General features: G+C 60.4%; 14 protein-coding genes. 9 read left to right on the top strand and 5 right to left on the bottom strand.

Going from position 1 to position 15430, the window contains the following annotated elements:
- Nucleotides 1-160: 160 nt before the first annotated feature.
- A complete protein-coding gene (locus tag ACP7B1_RS20935; RefSeq protein WP_346307325.1) occupies nucleotides 161-787 on the bottom strand; it encodes an NADPH-dependent F420 reductase in 627 nt (208 codons plus the stop codon).
- A gap of 93 nt (nucleotides 788-880) precedes the next feature.
- Here ACP7B1_RS20935 and ACP7B1_RS20940 point away from each other — a divergent pair, with 93 nt between their 5' ends.
- Entirely contained in the window at nucleotides 881-1810 is a 930-nt protein-coding gene (locus tag ACP7B1_RS20940; RefSeq protein ID WP_346307337.1) for a LysR family transcriptional regulator, read from the top strand.
- Nucleotides 1811-1861: 51 nt separating this feature from the next.
- Here the strand turns inward: ACP7B1_RS20940 and ACP7B1_RS20945 are convergent, their stop codons facing one another.
- Nucleotides 1862-2050, bottom strand: coding sequence for a hypothetical protein (locus ACP7B1_RS20945; RefSeq protein ID WP_346307326.1), 189 nt, complete (start codon nucleotides 2048-2050; stop codon nucleotides 1862-1864).
- A 345-nt stretch (nucleotides 2051-2395) separates the two neighbouring features.
- On the opposite strand from ACP7B1_RS20945, the gene ACP7B1_RS20950 reads away from it, so the two are divergent.
- The 7 genes from ACP7B1_RS20950 (at nucleotide 2396) to ACP7B1_RS20980 (ending at nucleotide 6197) form a co-directional block, all read left to right on the top strand.
- Nucleotides 2396-2662: a hypothetical protein gene (locus ACP7B1_RS20950; protein ID WP_271082529.1), complete on the top strand. Its 267-nt coding sequence runs from the start codon at nucleotides 2396-2398 to the stop codon at nucleotides 2660-2662.
- A gap of 46 nt (nucleotides 2663-2708) precedes the next feature.
- Nucleotides 2709-2849: a hypothetical protein gene (locus ACP7B1_RS20955; RefSeq protein WP_171974043.1), complete on the top strand. Its 141-nt coding sequence runs from the start codon at nucleotides 2709-2711 to the stop codon at nucleotides 2847-2849.
- Between the two features lie 218 nt (nucleotides 2850-3067).
- Nucleotides 3068-3265 (top strand): hypothetical protein, encoded by a 198-nt coding sequence (locus ACP7B1_RS20960; protein ID WP_346307327.1) that lies wholly within the window; start codon nucleotides 3068-3070, stop codon nucleotides 3263-3265.
- A gap of 50 nt (nucleotides 3266-3315) precedes the next feature.
- Nucleotides 3316-3582 (top strand): hypothetical protein, encoded by a 267-nt coding sequence (locus ACP7B1_RS20965; protein ID WP_223611629.1) that lies wholly within the window; start codon nucleotides 3316-3318, stop codon nucleotides 3580-3582.
- A 363-nt stretch (nucleotides 3583-3945) separates the two neighbouring features.
- Complete coding sequence (locus ACP7B1_RS20970; protein ID WP_091881096.1) at nucleotides 3946-4155, top strand: cold-shock protein; 210 nt, start codon at nucleotides 3946-3948, stop codon at nucleotides 4153-4155.
- 257 nt (nucleotides 4156-4412) lie between these two features.
- Nucleotides 4413-5669, top strand: coding sequence for a D-amino acid dehydrogenase (locus ACP7B1_RS20975; protein WP_346307328.1), 1257 nt, complete (start codon nucleotides 4413-4415; stop codon nucleotides 5667-5669).
- A gap of 201 nt (nucleotides 5670-5870) precedes the next feature.
- Nucleotides 5871-6197 (top strand): RcnB family protein, encoded by a 327-nt coding sequence (locus ACP7B1_RS20980; protein WP_288194877.1) that lies wholly within the window; start codon nucleotides 5871-5873, stop codon nucleotides 6195-6197.
- 47 nt (nucleotides 6198-6244) lie between these two features.
- Here ACP7B1_RS20980 and pbpC read toward each other — a convergent pair whose 3' ends face one another.
- From pbpC to ACP7B1_RS20995, 3 genes are all read right to left on the bottom strand, one after another.
- On the bottom strand, nucleotides 6245-8329 hold the full coding sequence (gene pbpC, locus ACP7B1_RS20985) for a penicillin-binding protein 1C (RefSeq protein WP_346307329.1): 2085 nt from the start codon (nucleotides 8327-8329) through the stop codon (nucleotides 6245-6247).
- A 30-nt stretch (nucleotides 8330-8359) separates the two neighbouring features.
- Nucleotides 8360-13807 carry an alpha-2-macroglobulin family protein gene (locus ACP7B1_RS20990; protein ID WP_346307338.1) on the bottom strand — a complete coding sequence of 1816 codons (5448 nt, stop codon included), beginning with the start codon at nucleotides 13805-13807 and terminating at the stop codon, nucleotides 8360-8362.
- A gap of 77 nt (nucleotides 13808-13884) precedes the next feature.
- Nucleotides 13885-14784: a LysR substrate-binding domain-containing protein gene (locus ACP7B1_RS20995; protein WP_346307330.1), complete on the bottom strand. Its 900-nt coding sequence runs from the start codon at nucleotides 14782-14784 to the stop codon at nucleotides 13885-13887.
- A 108-nt stretch (nucleotides 14785-14892) separates the two neighbouring features.
- Between ACP7B1_RS20995 and ACP7B1_RS21000 the strand changes: the two genes are divergently transcribed.
- Nucleotides 14893-15084: a hypothetical protein gene (locus ACP7B1_RS21000; RefSeq protein WP_346307331.1), complete on the top strand. Its 192-nt coding sequence runs from the start codon at nucleotides 14893-14895 to the stop codon at nucleotides 15082-15084.
- The last annotated feature ends 346 nt before the right edge of the window (nucleotides 15085-15430 follow it).

Genomic DNA, 15430 nt, shown 5'->3' on the forward strand with positions numbered 1-15430 from the left:
ATTAGGCGGCCAGGACAGCATGTTGAGAGGTGGAACCGGGCATTTCCATGCACCCGATATCGGCGGCAATGAGCCCCAGCCCGATGCGGGCCTGCAGGCCGCCTTGCGGCCGCATAATTCTGCAAGGGCCTGCCCCGGGGGGCAGGCCCTTCGCTTGTCGTCAGCCGAACTTCACCAGATTAAGGACGGCAAGCGGGCCGCCGGGGAACCCCGCCATCTTCTCACCCGTCGCCAGACTGCCCAGATCGAGCGGGAAAAAGCCAAGCTTTTCAAACAGAGCGCCGACCTTCGCCTTGGCCTCCGCATCGTCGCCGGAATAGAGCAGCACGCGCTGGCCGCCTTCGGCCTTGGGGTCGCCCGCAAGCAAGGCTGCGGGCAGATGGTTGAGCGCCTTCACCAGTTTTGCGCCCGGCACGAGATCGCCGACGACCTCACTCGGCAGGCGCCCCTTGAGATCAACGGGCTTGAAGGACGGGGCTTCGATGGCATTGTTGGCGTTGATGACGATGCGGCCGTTCCAGGCGGGCAGACCGGCCAAAGCCTGCGGCAGTTTCGACCAGTTGACGGCAATCACGACAATATCCGCGCTTGCCGCCTGCTCCACGGTGCCGGCCTTGATGGACGGCCCGAGTTCACCAACCAGTTCCTTCAACGAGTCCGGTCCGCGGCTGTTGGAAATGGTTGCTTCGACACCGGCCCGGGCCAATACCCGCGCAAAAGCCGTGCCGATCAGCCCGGCTCCGATAATACCAACGCTCATGATCTTGTTCCTTTTTTGCGAATGCATGAAATTGCGTGACCTGAGAATGGGCCATCCATTCATTGACGAAAAGCAGGTAATGGCTTTAAATATTTTCAATCATCAGTTGAAGGTATGGATATGGAGACCCTGGCCAATCTGGAATCGTTCGTGCGCAGCGCCGAAACCGGAGGTTTCTCGGCAGCGGCGCGGCGCCTGTCACTGACGCCTGCGGCGGTCAGCCGGAATGTGGCCATGCTTGAACGCAATCTTGGCGTGCGGCTGTTTCATCGCAGCACGCGAAATCTGGCCCTGACGGAGGAAGGCGAGCGCTTCCTGCAGGCGGTCCGCACAAATCTCGAGGATCTGCAGGCAGCAATCGCCAATGTTGCGGCGCATCGCGACGAACCCGCCGGTGTGCTCAAGGTCAGCATGAGCCCGACGCTCGGCATCGGGTTTGTCATGCCGCTGCTTCCGGCCTTTCTCGAGCGCTTTCCGTTGATCCGGCCGGAATGGCATTTCGAGAACCGGCAGGTCGACCTGATCGCGGAAGGTTTCGATGCGGCCATCGGCGGCGGCTTCGAACTTCTGCCCGGTGTCGTGTCCCGATCGCTTGCAACCCTTCATCTCATCGCTGTGGCGTCCCCGGCCTACATGCGGGGCCGCGCATTTCCAGCGGATCCGGCCGGGCTGGCGACGATGGACGGGATTGTGCTGCGCCAGCAGCGCACCGGGCGCATTCCGGTGCGCATGATGCGCAACAGCGCTGGCATGGAAATGCCGGCGCATATCCGGGACAGGATTGTGGTCAACGACCCCGCCGCCATGCGTCAGGGGGCTCTGCTCGGCCTGGGCGTGACCATCCTCTCGGCCCCCGTTGCCCTGCCGCACCTGGAAAATGGCGAGCTCGTGCGCCTCTTGCCGGACTGGTATTCCGACGCCGGGGCCGTATCGATCTATTATGCCAGCCGCAGGCTGCTGCCCGCAAAAACGCGGGTATTCGTTGATTTTATCGCCGAGGCGTTCCGGCAGGGAAAGCTGACGAAAAGCTTTGCGGGCGTTCTGGGATAGAAAGAACTCTCTTGAGAACGGCGCCACCGGGGAGCGGCGCCGCGCCCTGCTTCAGATCAGCCGATTGCATTCAACCATATGCTTTTGACGCCGTATTTTACCGTCGCTGTCTGCGATGTCGCGCCGCGTCTTGCTCTTGACCGACGGGATCGGCTTGGCTGGTTTGACACTGGCAACCGGTGCTTGGGTAACCGGCATCCTCATGCCTTTCAGAAAGCTCAACACTCGTAATAACATCATGATTTTTCCTCCAACGGAAATGCCATAGGGCCGCTGTGGACCGATGATCCAGCGGTTGGATGTGCAGCATTTTGGCAAGTGGACGCACCCTATCACCGTTCCGCCACCAGAGATACAGGGCCGCAAATAAACCGCAAATCATGACGATTGTTTTGCTATCGCCTTTTGGATATCCTCGTTTCAGATTTGGCTCTTCGCAGCGTCAGAGGTTCTCGACCCGCCAATCTCGTTCCAAAATGACGACGGTTTTTTGAACGTTGCATGACGACTGATCTCCGGCACCCGCCGGGATGAGAACACAGCAGGCCAGCTTCCGCTGCTTGCCACTTCCAAAGGAGGATTGGCATGTTCACGCGCACAACACATTCCATCGTCCACTTCGACGCACCATTCGTGTTGAAGGGTGTGGACAAGCCATTGCCCGCCGGTGATTACGACGTGGATCAGGATGAAGAACTCATTGACGGGTTGTCCCGCCCCGCGCATCGCCGCGTGGCCACCTACATCCATGTTCCGGCCCGGTCGTCGAAGCTTGGCACCCGGCAGGTTTTCCCGATCGACCATTTCGATCTGGAAGCTGCGCTTCTCGAGGATCAGTCCCGGCCCGGCTAATCACTTCCCGCCCCGATCCCTACCCGAAACCTGAAGGAGAACCACCATGGCTAAAGGTCAACAACGCAGCAACCGCGAAGTACGCAAACCAAAGAAGGACAAGGTCGAGGTAAAGACCGCTGTTCCGTTTGCAAGTTCGATCGGCAAACAGACGGAAGTCGCCAGCAAGGGCAAACCCAAGAGCTAAGGGCGCGCCCGGCACGCCAACACCCGATTGTTCAGGTGCGGCGCCATCCCGATGATGGCGCCGCACCACACATGGATACCCCTGTCCCACGGTCGCTCCCCCTTCTTCCAGCAATGCAACCCGAAACACGCGTCAAGAGTAAAATTAGAACAAAACAGGAACAAATTTCTTTTCACGTGGACCGGATTGTGCCATTCTGGATTGCGAAGGAGAATCCAATGAATGCGATATTGAAACAGCCGGACGACGAAATTGACGAGGCATTGGCTTATCATCAGGGTGATGTCCGGGCGACAATAGCGGCGCTTCTGGCCGAGCGTGAGTTCCTGTTGCGGGAGATTGAATATGCCTCCCTGGCCATGTCCTATGGCTTTGCGCGGGGCTGGACGCCGGGACAGAATCGGAATGCACGATAGACTTGTGAACCGCCGCGTGCGATGATTGTGGCTCAAAAATGCGAGACACGATGAAACACAGTCCAAAACAATTGCCTGAAGTTGGTGTCCGCCCGAAGCGGGTTCTCAGTCCTTCGGAACAGAAAAGCCTGGCCACAACCGCAGCTGCATCCGCCATTATCAATGACGAGACCGCAAAGTGGGAAAGCAAGACCGCGCGCCTGAAGGCATTGCGACTGGCCAAGGAAGCGGAAGAAGAAGCTGAGAACGCCTTGAAGCCAGCCAAGAAGCCGGCAAGGGCCAAGGCGAAGGTGACGCTCGCCACCAAGGGCAAATAGCGCCCCATACTTATCATGCCCAACTTTGACGAGGCCTTGCGGTCGCGTGCGAACCCGTTTATCCGCATCGGGAAATGCTTGCGCTTTATTAAATGATCGCTGGTATTGGCGAAATATTGTTCAATAAAAACATCAGAATCATTAGTCGAATTCCGCTAAGTTTTTATAATTAAATTATTTTTTCTGGCGCAGCATTGACGGAATGTCTCACAGTCACTATGTATGACCCATCGGTATTTGGTAGTTTGTTATTAGTTTTATTGCGCCAAAGCGCTCTCAACGATCCTTCTTCAAAAATCGAGCTAAAACTATCGTGCAGTCGCATGGTAGGTGACCAAAACATATTCCTTGAAAGGGTTCATTATGAGCACTGGAACAGTAAAGTGGTTTAATTCCACAAAAGGCTTCGGCTTCATTCAGCCAGACGATGGTTCGGCAGACGTGTTCGTTCACATCTCCGCAGTTGAGCGCGCTGGTATGCGCAGCCTCAATGACGGTCAGAAGATCAGCTTCGAGCTGGTTCGTGACAACAAGTCCGGCAAGATGACTGCTGACCAGCTTCAGGCTGGCTAAAAATAATTCCTCTTCGCGTCTTTGACCACGGATGTACTGGCACTGACAGCAGAGATGAATTTGAGAAGGTCGGGTTTACCCGGCCTTTTATTTTGCCCAGAATTCAGGCGCGCACTCCAAAAAACCAAGACATTTCAGCGCATTCCCCAAGAAAACTCTGGAAAGAATTTCCGCGGCATCCCAGAGTGCGAGTCACTCTTGCGCCGGCATCGGAAATGGCTGGCATATCTCGCGTTGTTTGAAGGAGCGTTCCGCTTATGAAAGTTCTCGTCCTTGGAAGTGGCGTCGTCGGCGTCACGTCAGCCTGGTATCTCGCCCAGGCGGGCCACGAGGTGGTGGTGGTCGACCGGCAGCCCGGTCCGGCTCTGGAGACGAGTTTTGCCAATGCCGGTGAAATCTCGCCCGGCTATTCCTCGCCATGGGCGGGTCCCGGCGTTCCCCTCAAAGCCATCAAATGGATGCTGATGCATTTCGGTCCGCTCGTCGTGCGGCCGAAATTCGACCCCTATATGGCGCTGTGGCTGGTGCGGATGCTGCGCAACTGCACGTCGGCGCGCTACGCCCGCAACAAGATCCGCATGGTCCCCATCGCCGAATACAGCCGCGACTCGCTGCGTGATTTGCGTGCGGAAACCGGGATTGCCTATGACGAGCGCAGTCAGGGCACCCTGCAGCTCTTCCGCAAGCAGAGCCAGTATGACGGTACGGGCGGCGATATCGAAGTGCTCAAGCAGTTCGGCGTGCCCTATGAACTCCTTGATCCCGCAGGCTGCATCGCCGCCGAGCCGGCCCTTACCAATGTGCGGGAGAAATTCGTCGGCGGTCTGCGTCTTCCCGGCGACGAAACCGGCGATTGCAAGATCTTCACGGAGAAGCTGGCGGCCCTTGCAGCCGAGAAGGGTGTGACCTTCCGCTACAACACCACTGTTACCTCGATCAACACCAGCGGCAATCGCATTGCCAGCGTGTCGACGGAGACGGAAGAACTGACGGCGGATGCCTATGTGGTTGCGTTCGGCAGTTACTCACCATTTCTGCTGCGCCGCATCGGCGTACCGGTGCCGGTCTACCCCATCAAGGGCTATTCCATCACCGTCCCTATCGCCGATGCCAGCTGCGCGCCGGAATCCACTGTCATGGACGAGACCTACAAGGTGGCAATCACCCGGCTCGGCGACCGCATCCGCGTCGGCGGCACCGCGGAAATCTCCGGTTATGACCTGACCTTGCGCGATGCGCGCAAAGCCACATTGCAGCATTCGGTCGGCGATCTCTTCCCCGGCGGCGGCGATCTGTCGAAGGCAACCTTCTGGACCGGCCTGCGCCCGATGACTCCGGACGGCCCGCCTATTATCGGTGGCGGTACCAGATACCAGAACCTCTACCTCAACACCGGCCACGGCACCCTTGGCTGGACCATGTCGTGCGGTTCCGGCCGGGTACTGGCTGACATTGTTTCCGGCAAAACGCCGGATGTCGACGCATCGGAACTCGGCATCGGCCGCTACGCCTGAGCTTTGTGAAGCAGGTGCCTTCCGCCCCGCGCATGCTGCCCGCGGGCGGAGGGCAACCAATCCACGACACCATTCATGCGCCAGCTAAGCCATTTAAAACATTACAAATTGTTTAGGTTGACGTTCAGTTTTGGTTCATCTCGCCCCTCGTAAAACAGCATGGTGTTTGATCATAAACCCTGCAATGAACGAGGAACCAACATGAAAAAGATCGCCCTGGCAGCCCTTGCCATTTCCCTGATTGCAACACCTGCAGCCTTTGCGCAGCAGCAGCAAGGCTATGGCCATCAGCAGCAGGACCGGATGGTCAAGAAGCGGGTCGTCAACGAACGCACCGTCGTGAAGAAGACGCGCTGGGTGCGCGGGCACAAGCTGCCCAGCAACTACCGCCGCAACGTGGTGCGCGACTATCATCGCTATCACCTGAAGACACCGCCGCGCGGTTATCATTGGGTGCGCGTCAACAATGACTACGTCATGGTCAGCATTGCATCCGGCATCATCGCATCGATGATCCAGGGCCGGTAACGATCCCGGTCAAACCAGAGCGGCGCTTCGGCGCCGCTTTTTTGTTTCTAGTCGACAAAGATGCGGACACTGGCGGCACGGCCGGCAGAATCGATGACCGTCAAGGTCGAATAACCCGCTCCATCGGGCACCCACTGATTGTCACGACGGCGCGACATATCGGGCAAAGGCTTGCCATTGGCCAGCCAACGAAACGGCGCCCGGCCCCCCTGCAGTTTCAGCGCGAGGGGTGACAGGGTCCCGCCGGTCTTCGCTCCAAGCTCGATCCGCGCGCCTTCCGGCGGATAGACGATCTGCGGCGCCGGTTCGCGCGTCGTTGCAGCGAGCAGACCGTTCGATGTCCGGGTGAAGCGGCGCTGGCTGATCGGCAGTTGCGCCTGCGCGATGCGCACCGCACCGCCTGGCGCGCGCGGCAGCGGCGTGACCGGCACGCCGGATTTGACAAACCCCTCGAACAGGATCGGCGCCGCCGTGCCGAAACCGGTGATACCCGGCACAGCGCCATTATCCGGACGGCCGACCCAGACGCCAAGCACGTAATTGCCATCGAAACCGACCGACCACGCATCGCGGTAGCCGTAGCTCGTGCCCGTCTTGTAGGCGATGCCGCGCTGCGCTGCGCCCAGCGGCGGCATGACACCCGACAGGATATCGGCGACATGCCATGCGGCCACCGGCTCCAGCAGCGGTTCGGCTTCGATGGGCTGCGGTTTGCCCTGGATACCATCCCCCAGAAGCACCGGTCTGCCGCGATTGGCCAGCGCGGCGTAGAGCTGCACCAGATCTTTCAGTGTAATACCGACACCGCCGAGACCGATCGCCAGACCCGGCGCTTCATTGGCGGGAAGCACGGGTCTCACCTCCGCCCGGCGGAAGCGGACCAGCAGCCGCGTCGGGCCCACCGCGTCAAGCAGGCGGACGGCAGGCACATTCAGCGACAATTGCAGCGCCTGCCTGATGCTGACATCGCCCTGATAGCTCATGTCGAAATTGCGCGGCCGGTAACCGAAGAAGTCCGCTGGACGGTCCTCGATGATCGTCTCCTGCGAAACGAGCCCGTCCTCGAAGGCCAGGCCGTAGATAAAGGGTTTCAGCGTTGATCCGGGCGAACGCATCACCCGCGTCATATCAATCCAGCCGGAGCGGCTGGCATCGAAATAATCGGCAGAGCCCACTTCGCCGACGATTTCACCGCTGCGGGCATCGGCCATCACCATGGCGATCGATACTTTGGGGCCAAGCTTGGCCGCTGCAGTCTTAGCAACGGCTTCAAGGCCCTGCTGAATCGGGCGGCGCAGCGTGGTCTGGTGCCGGTTGACCTGCGGCTCCCGGCGCAAGGCGGCTTCCGCCAAATGCGCGGCGTAGGCTGGAAGCTGCAGGCGGCGGGCAGGAATGGGTACCAGCCCGGCACGTTCGGCCTCACCCTCACCCACCACTTTGGCAACGGCCATGCGCTCCAGAACCCGCTCGCGCGCTGTCTCGGCAGCCGCGAGATTGCGGTCGGGACGGCGCTTTTCCGGCAATTGCGGCAACGCCACAAGCAAGGCGGATTCGGATACGGTCAGGCGGCGCGGCTCCTTGCCGAAATAGGCGAGGCTGGCCGCGCGGATACCTTCGAGATTGCCGCCATAGGGTGCGTGCGTGAGATAGAGATCGAGAATCTGCGCCTTGGTCAGACGCCGTTCGATCTGCAGCGCCCGCACCAGCTGGGCAAATTTCGCGCTGAGCGAGCGCCCTTCCCGCGGTTCGATCAGTCGCGCCAATTGCATGGACAGGGTCGAACCGCCGGAAACGATGCGGCCGTTGCGGACCAGTTGCAGTGCGGCGCGAGCCACGGCCCGCGGGTCGACACCGCGATGCTGCCAGAAGCGCTGATCCTCGTAGGCGACAAGCATGCGAATGAACTGCGGATCGACATCGGCGGCCGTCGTCCGCAGGCGCCAGCGCCCCTCCGACGTGGCGAAGGCACGCAGCAACTGGCCATTGGCATCGACCACTTCCGGCGAGACTTCCACCGCCTTTTCCAGCGGCGGCGGAAACTTTTTGTCGGCAAGATCAAGGCCGAAGGCCAGCGCCGTCGCCACCACCAGATTGGCGGAGATGCCGATACAGAATGTGCGCCACGTGATCATCGGATCAACCGGTCTTGAACCAAGGTTTGTTTACTGTGCCGCCACGACCTCCATCCGGCCCGTGGCCGTGCGTGCGGAGAATTGCGGACGATACATGTCCTCAACGCTAGCTGCCGGATGATCGTAGGTACCCGGCGTCACGGCCCGGACCACATAGGCCAGGGTGATTTCCCTGTTGTCGCCGGTGTTGCGATCGAAGGCGGCAACGAAACGGTCGCTGCGGAATTCCGTATGGGCGGCTTCGACTTCGCCGATCCAGTCGAAATTCGACAGTTGTGCACTGTTGACGAGGCCGGGATTGTCGATCTCGAAACCGGCGGGCAGAAGATCGGTGATCAGCACCCGCGACGGCCAATTGTTGTTCTCGGTGACCTTGAGGACAACGACATAGCGCTCATTCTGTTTGGCTTCGCTGACATTGGCTTCCGATCCGTCGAGCGTGTAGTAGGTCCGCTGGATGTTGAAGCCATCGCCGCCAGCGGGCAAAGGCTGGGCCGGTGCAGCAACGGTTGTCACGACAGCCGAAACGGCCTCGGTCGATCCGTTGGTGATGCTGACCGGCTGGGCGATCAGCTCGTCGCCGGTCATCCGCGCGGCATAGCCGCCCGTGTGCGCCACGCCATTGATGGCAAGCTTCAGATCGTTGTCGCCGCCCTGAATGGCGCGGGCAGCCAGCAGCATCCATGTCTGTTCCTGCGTGCTGGTATAGACCTTCCGCTCCCATTCCTTGGCAACGATCTGCGACAGCTGCGGAATGATGGCCGGGACCGGGCGGCTTTCCGCTGCGAGCGCCAGAACCGCCGCATCGTCGCGCAGGGACGAGCCATAATCCGAGCGCACAAGGCTGACATTGGTGGCCTTGGTCGACATCTGCAGCGAATTGGTAAAGATGCTCTGCGACCGCTGCGCATCCCCGTAAAGCGCCAGGGCCGCCGCCAGATGGGCGCGCGACAATGGCGTCGGGAATTCCGACAGCTTCGTATCGGCGTAGTAGCGCAGATCGCTGACGGCAGCCTTGCGGTTGCGGGCGAGAACATAGAGCGCATAGGCGATCTGATTGCCCTGATCCTTGACATTCACGTCATAGCTCAGCGAATTCTGCAGGTTTTCCAACGCCTGAACGAGCGCCTTTTCCGGCACGTCATATTTCTGCTCGCGTGCGCGGGTCAGGAAGTCCGTGACATAGGCATCAAGCCAGAGATCACCCGAACCCGGACCCCACAGGCCGAAACTGCCGGAAGAGGACTGATAGGACAGGACGCGGAAGATTGCCTCCTGCACGCGCTTCTGCACATCGCCATCGTCGGCAAGGCCCGATTGCTTGGCCAACTCGCTGAGATATAGCAGCGGCATGGCGCGGCTTGTCGTCTGCTCCGCACAACCATAGGGATAACGGTCGAGCGTCATGAGCAAGGCCGGTATATCGAAGGCCGATGACCGCGACACGTTGAGGCTGACCGATGCGCCCTGCAGCAGGCTGCTCGCCAGCAATTCGCGATCGATCTTCAGCGTGCTGTTCGGTGCGATCTTGATGGGATTGCGCACTGTGATCGGCAGCGACGCCGGGCGGACCGGAATGTTCAGCGATTGCTCCAGCGAAATACCCGCCGCGTTTGACAATTTGACTGAGACAACGCCGTCACCCGTCTGCTGGCCCTTGAGCGGCAGTGTCAGATTGAACTTTCCGCCCGCCGTCAGCTTGACGGTCTGTGCGGCTGCCTGCTGCTCGACGCCGACGGCCTGATTGCTCGTCACCTGCAACTGGTAGTCGCCTGCCGGGGCATCCGTATTGGCGATATCAAGCCGCAGCGCCGTCTCGTCTCCGGGCGCCAGAAATTTCGGCAGGCTTGCCGTTACCACGACGGGATCGCGAATGATGACATCCTTGCTGGCATGGCCGACACCGGCCTTGGACCAGGCAACCGCCATGACCCGCGCCGTCCCGTTGAACTGCGGGATGTCGAAGCTCACATTGGCCTTGCCCCCCGCGTCAAGCTTGACCGGACCGGAGAAGAAGGCAACGAGCTTTTCCGTGGGCGGACTGCCCTGCAATGGCATCTGTGCGCCATCGCCGCCGGTGCGCAGACGGCCGGCAGCACCCTGCGAGCCATCGATCAGGCGGCCATAGAGATCACGGATTTCCAGACCCAGCTGCCGCTGGCCAAAATACCAGCCGTCGGGATTGGGCGCCTCGTAACGGGTGAGATTGAGGATACCGACATCGACGGCGGCAACCGTGACATAGGCTGTATCGCCAACGCCTGCGCCGGTCACCTGAACCGGAATGCTCAGCGGCTGGCGCGGCAATGTTTTCTCGGGCGTATCCAGCTTCACCGCGAGATTACGGTCCCCCGGATTGACCCCCAACCACTTCACGCCAATGGCGCGCATCGGCATGTGACTGTCCCGGTCATTGCCGGGACGGTAGAGCGTTGCGGTGACATAGGCACCGGCGCCCCAGTCCGCGGTGACCGGAATTTCCACCTCGCCGCCTTCAGCGGGAATGCTCTGGCGCTTCGTCGCTACGAGGCTCTCGGCACCGACCGTCACCAGAAGCTCGCCGGCAAAACGCGGCGATACTTTCAGCTTTGCCGTATCGCCCGGCGCATAATTCTGCTTGTCGAGTGCAATCTCCAACCCGTCCGGGGTTTCGGTCGAGGTGGCGGCAACATAATATCCCGCGTCGAATTCGACACTGGATGTCGGGCCTTCCACATCAGCCGTTTCAACCTCCAGGCGGAAGCGGCCCCAGGTCACGGGAACGGAAATCTCCGCACCATCGGCGGTTGCATCGACCGTGCCATTGGCAACCAGCTTGGTTGAAATGATGGGCTCATATTTCCACGAACTGCCATCCCGGTACCACTGGTAATTGCGCTCGACGGCAACAAGTTTCCAGCTCAGGCCGCTCATGGCCTGTTTCTGGCCGTTGTTGTCAACGCCGATCACATGGAATTTGCCGATGGCATTTTCGGCCAGATCCCCATCGAACGCGGGCTTGATGCCAATCTTCGCGCCCTGTGATTTCACCGGCAATGTCAGATTGCGTTCAATGGCCCGGCCACCCGCCTCCTGCATGCGCACAACAATATTGGCGTTGAGCAATTGGGTTGTTGACGGGACTTCGTTCAGCGTCACATCGAAGGTTGTCTTGCCGTTCTCATCGAGCGCCTGCAAATCTTCGAGCGGAATGCGCGTGTCCTGGTTGCCCTGTTCGTCGGCCAAACCAAAGCGATAGCCTTTGAAATTGGCATCCTCGTGCGTCGGTTTGAGGCTGACCTCGCCCTCCAGCGTGAGACCTGCCGCCGGCGCACCATAGAGGAAGCGGCCATCGACACTGACCGGCGTGGGCGTGCCCACGGTGATGGCCTTTGCCTCGCTCGTCAGGTCGAACTCGACCCGGTCGGGAACAAAATCTTCGACCATGAAGGACTTTTCGGCGATGGGCGAACCCTTCGGGTCGGTATAGATTTGCATGTTCCAGGTGCCGCGCATGGCATTCGCCTGCAAGGCCAGATCGAGCGTGTGGCCGCCAAGGGCTGCGCCATCACTGACCATGCGGCGGTCTTCGACCCCGTCCGGGCGGCGGAACACAAAGGTCAGCGGCAGATTCTCGATCGCCTTGGCACCGATATCGCGGGCAAGGGCCGACGCGTGCACGGTTTCACCGGCACGGTAGATGCCGCGCTCCGTCCAGGCGAGCACATCGATTGCGCCGGGAGCCGTGCGGCCGGTCACACCGCGGTCGGACAGGTCAAAACCGGCCCGCGTCATATCAAGAAAGACATAGTCCGCGTCGCCGTTCTTGGCGGTGATCACAGCCGGTGTCATGGCGGCCGTGCCGCGCAGCAATCCGGCGGTAAATGTCGCACGCCCGTCCGTATCGGTGATCGCGGTGCCGAGAATTTCATTGTTCTTGGCCAGGAGCTGCAGTTCCACGCCGATCAATGGCTGGGCGGTTGCGAGCGACCGGGCAAAGACATTGAGCCCATCGGTACCGGTATAGGTGGAGAGCCCGATATCGGAAACGACGAACCACTGGGTCGCCTGCGAATCCCATTCATTGCTGTGGGCATCGGTGGAAACGGCGGTCAGCACATAGACGCCCGGCTTGCGTTTCGGCAAAGCCTCGTCAACCGGGAAACTGGTGACCACATCCTTGTTGAGGTCGGACTGGATATCGATCGCCCCCTGCCAGACCAGTTCGCCGGACTCATCCTGCAGTTTCTGGGCGTTGTAGCTATCAATCTGGGTGAGGAACTGCGAGCTGGTGAGCAGCGAGGCGATGCCGCGGTCGCCAATGCGATACAGCTTCAGGTTGGCGCTGGTGGTATTGACCGAGACAATCGGGATGCCACGGCGCGCGGTGCTGGGCAGCACGAAACTGTCGCCGGTAAAGCGCACGACGGCCGAGCGGTCCTTGACGTAGATATCAAGATCAACCTGACCTTCCAGCGCTTCGCCGACCGAGGACGGCAGGCCGGCACGTAGCGCCAGCTTGTAGCGCTGGCCGTGGGTCAGGCCTTCCACGCAAATCTCACTACCTTTGGCTTCGACCGCCTTGGGGGCGACGCCGTCCAGCGTCACGAACGGCGCATAGTCCGTACCCATTTTGACCAAGGGCTCGGAGAACTGCACGCAGGCGCGCGGCGCAGCGCTATCCGCATCGATGGTATGATTGACGATACGGAATCCCTGGCGGGCCTTCAGATCGAGATAGGCGGCGTTGACGGTCTTCGCATCGACAAGCGCAAGGCTCGCCTTATAGGCGTTGAGCGCGGCGCGATAGTTCTGGGCATTCTGCAACGCGGTTGCCAGCACCGCGAGGGCATCGGCCCGGCTCTGGGTCGTGCGCGTCAGGAGATAGCCATTGTAGGCGGCCAGCGCCGCCTGGCCGGCGACATAGGTGTTCTTGTCGGCGCGGTTGGCAGCGCGGGCGGTCTCCACCCACAGATCCGCATCCTCCGGCGAAACCGCCAGCGCGCCCTTGAAGGCATTCAGCGCATTTTCGATGTTGCCGGCGGCAAGCTGTGCGCGGGCCGTTTCCTTCAGGCTGGCGGCGCCCTGCCCCTTCTGCTCGTCCGTCAGGGCAAGACGTGCCTTGACCTGGCGCGCATCCTGCACAAGCTGGTCGGACAGGAATGCCAGTCTTGGCGGGGCGCCGATATCCGGCTCGCTCGTCGTTTCAACCACCTTGCCGGCGATGGCGCCGGGAAAACTGTGCAGTTCATTGAAGTCGGACTTCATGAAGCACCATTTCACCTTGGGGTTGTAGGTGAAGGCCTTGCAGCTCGTCTCGGCCAGACAGACCGCCTCGCACTGGTCGAGGGTCACGTCCTGTTCGGTGCGCAGATCAAAACCGAAATAGTCGCCATCCTTGGTCGTGACAATGTCGCGATTCGTTTCGGCGGCACCGGCAGGTGCCCCTGAAACCAAGGCTGAGAGAAGAAAAACTGAAAAGCCGATAACCGCGCGCATAGACATGAAGTCCTCCCAACGCAACCCGTATGGTGGTGAGCCGCACTGTTCAAACTTCAGTATAACTTGTCAACAGATCATGCGGTGGGCGCGCGGTTGTCTTCGGCGATTTCCGAACGGATCCACGCCTGGAAATGCTGCATTTGCTGGGTCGGCTTGCGGTTTTTCGGCGAAACCAGCCAATAGGCGATATTGGAGGGCACGCGCAGCGGAAAGGGTGCGACCAGCCGACCGTCTGCCAGCGCGTCTTCGACGAAGAGCTCCCAGGCCAGCATGATGCCTTGCCCGCTGATCGTTGCCTCGACCGCCAGCCACGGATCGGAGAATGTCGGACCATCAAAGGCGAGCGGGCCATCGAGCCCGGCAGCGGCCTGCCATTCGTCCCAGCTGAACATGGGGTTTTCGTAACAGATGATCGGTTGGCGGAAAATATCCGCCGGTCCGGTCAGGCGTTCGGCAAAGCCGCGCGTGCAGACCGGGAACATCCTTTGCGGCAGCAGGCATTCCGGCGTGCCATCCCGCCACTCGCCGCTGCCAAGACGGATCGCGAGATCGATGTCGGAACTCTTCAGGTCGAGCACCCCAGGCGAAGGATCGATGCGGATCTTCATCTCGGGATGCGCCGCCCGCAGCCGTCCCAGTCGCGGCACCAGCCATTTTGACGCGAAGGTCGGAGCGACGGAGAGAAGCAGGGTCTGCTCGACATCGTCCGCCAGCGCCACGGCGCGCGACAGATGCTGAAAGCCCTCTTCGAGCCGTGCGATGAAGGCCTTGCCGAAGAAGGTCGGGACCAGTCCCGCCCGGGTCCTGTCGAACACCGCATGGCCGATCTGTGCTTCCGTGCGGATCAATTGCTGGCTGACCGCACTGACCGAAACACCAAGCTCGGCGGCGGCTTTCGGCAATGATCCCAGCCGCCCGATTGCCTCGACAGCGCGCAATCCGTTGATGTGAACCCTATTCAAATTCTTCATCATGCAAATTCTTCATCCAGTTTTTCTACATCAAGATATCGCCATTCTTGATTGATGACCGCAGAGAACGGGATCAAAATAGCATATTCCTCGATTCATGGGAGCTGTGTGATGAAGATTTTCTGGCTAATAAAATGGTTTGCAGAGACTCTCGTTCCGCCCAGCGAGGAGAGCAGCCCTGTCGATCACGATACATTGGATCACTGGCGCCGTGATCCGCTCTCTCACCCGGCACTGCAAGCCATGGGCCTCGATGAACTGGCCGACCTGCCCTTCGATCGATGCGGTGTGCGCAGTTGCTGACAAAAACGAGCACTGGAGGTTGAGCGTAGCCTGCCTGTCAACCGTATCGGCATAGGACAGCGATATGGAAGGAGTAAGATCGTATTTCGATCCGGCAATGGCTGCGCGAGAACTGGCCTTCAAGGCCCAGGTCAAACCCGCCGGTTCCTCCGGCGGGTTTATTTCCTGTGCTGCCTCAAAACCTCACCGTCAGATCGGCTTTGACGGCATTGTCGTTGACGCCGGCAGAGAACTGGCCGGTATAGGTGAGGCCGAGCGTGGTGGCCCTGCCGATATCGTAGGCGAGGCCGGCTTCCACCAGTGCGGTGTCCTGCGCAACCGGCAGGCCGCTGACGTCGAAGCTGTC

The sequence above is a fragment of the Phyllobacterium sp. SL163 genome, assembly GCF_049896885.1.
GTDB lineage: Bacteria > Pseudomonadota > Alphaproteobacteria > Rhizobiales > Rhizobiaceae > Phyllobacterium > Phyllobacterium calauticae.